The 1,999-nt window shown below is 57.7% G+C and carries 1 protein-coding gene; it reads right to left on the minus strand.

Going from position 1 to position 1,999, the window contains the following annotated elements; translation table 11 throughout:
- Positions 1 to 34: 34 nt before the first annotated feature.
- Positions 35 to 1,447 (minus strand): DEAD/DEAH box helicase family protein, encoded by a 1,413-nt coding sequence (locus tag CFB24_RS22145; protein WP_088522775.1) that lies wholly within the window; start codon positions 1,445 to 1,447, stop codon positions 35 to 37.
- Positions 1,448 to 1,999 lie beyond the last annotated feature (552 nt).

The following is a 1,999-nucleotide window of genomic DNA, read 5'->3' on the forward strand; positions in this document are numbered from 1 at the left end:
AATGCTTGTAACTGCGTGACATCTGGCCGAGATGTCATTGCTTCGCGGCCTTCTGCCGCGCCCGTTGCGCGGCCTTGCGTTCGGCTGCTGATCTGGCCGCGCCCGTCGGTTGCGGCCCGCGCTTCTTCTTCAGCCGAGCGGCCAACGCCACTCCCAGCGCCTCATCAGCGAACTCGACCGGCGCGTCCATGGGCTCGACCCGGCAACCCGGTAGTTTCGTCGCCAGCCAATCAGCCGTGCCCCTGTCCATAACGAGGCATTCAACGGGCTCTTTTGAATCCGGAATTCGGAGATTGGACCGGAAGAGCCCTTGGTAGATCACCTCTCGATACATGTCGTTGTGCACCTCCTCCGTCGCGACGCCCAGAATGTCATTCAGGAATTTGAGGTGCGCCGGGTCCGGGTTGATGGCCGAGAAGGCGGCGAAATGATCGACGTCGGTGTAGGAGTTCAGGCCATGGGGCGAACCGGGTAAGATGATCGCGTTCTCCCAGTTCTTGAAGTCCTTCGCCCTGTCCTTGTTGCGCATGACGAGGATGGGGTTGTCGCCGACATGCTGCTTTACGGCGGCGAGCGCGAATTTGCCAACGTTGACGTTCTCGTCCTCGACCTTGACGCAGCTATCGCGAAACGCCTTCGACCAGCCATCCCGATCAAAAACGTATCGGATTGTAAGCCGCTCGCAGTTCTCGTGGGACGAAAACCGCAGCGCCAGACTGTTGTCCGGGATGAAGGTGACGCCCTCCTTCCGCTCCCACGACTTCACCAAAATCTTCTCGTGGAAATTGGCGGAGGCCATGACCGTCTTGCCGAAGCCTTTGAACAGGCTGGGGAGCAAGACCGATGTGGTTCGGAGAGTTCCTTCCTCGTTGATCTCGCAGTGAACTCGCCAGTGGTCGGACACGACGCGCGAGGCGACGCCCTGATAGACTTTCCAAACCGCGTCGCGCTTTTCATTTTTGGCGAGCTTTTCGGGATGGGCGTCGGCCCCATCGCCGGGGAGAAGGAGGCCGTCCCGCATCTCGAAATGCCGAAAGAATGTCGCGCGCGTGTCGAGTTCGGGCAGGCGCAGTTCCTCGATCTTGACGTAATCGCTCGGAACTTCATCGACGTAGACCGTCCAGCGGCCCGCCATGGGGACATGGCCCAGCCGCAGCATGGCGGCGTGCGTCGTGAAAACAATCTCGCCGTGGGAATGGGTGTCGCGGAAATGCTGGGTCAGGTTGGCGACGACCTTGGTGGTGGCGTCGCTGTGGAAGCGCTCGACCGGAAAACCGGGTTTACCGACTTCCTCCTCGATTGTTTTTTCGATCAGTTCCTTCGTCGGCTGGACGATGAGGATTTTCTGGTTGTCATCGGCGGCGGCATGTTTGGCCTGCTCGACGATGGCTCGGGTCTTTCCGGCGGAGCACGGCGCGTCGCAGCAGTAAAGGTTAGAGTTTTCCAAAAGTGATTTTCCTACAAAATGAAAAAGGCCCTGCCTGCGTGTAGGAAACCGCAGACAGGGCCGTGCGACGGAAAATCCGTCGAAACCGCTCAGACGTGACGATTGCTTCCTACGGCAAGGTCTCTCTAATATTTATACAGGGTAATGGAGCACGTGTTCGGATTGCAATAAAAAATTCACCGGGCGCGACACGCATTTCTTGGGCGCGAGACAGAATCACAACGGCATCTTCGGCGTCAATATTTTAATATTCTCCAAATGTAGATTTAACCGTTGCATTCGCTCGCACGGGTCTGGCACTATGAACATGTGGCCGACGACATTTAAGGCCGAAAAAAACATTTTGAACAAGAGAATATTTGAAAAATGACGATACATACTTCCATTCCGACTCCCGCCGCGCCAGTTTCGGCCCCGGAACCCAATCCCATAATACCAGCCGCGCCGTCGGCCTCGACAGCGGCGCCAATTGTTCCCGCGAACTCATGCGAACTCTGGACGCCACCACTTTATGTGACGAGGGTCCGCGACGCCCTCGGTGGGAGCATCAGC

Origin of the sequence: Rhodoblastus acidophilus (assembly GCF_900187365.1) — a bacterium.
Taxonomy (GTDB): Bacteria; Pseudomonadota; Alphaproteobacteria; order Rhizobiales; family Beijerinckiaceae; genus Rhodoblastus; species Rhodoblastus acidophilus.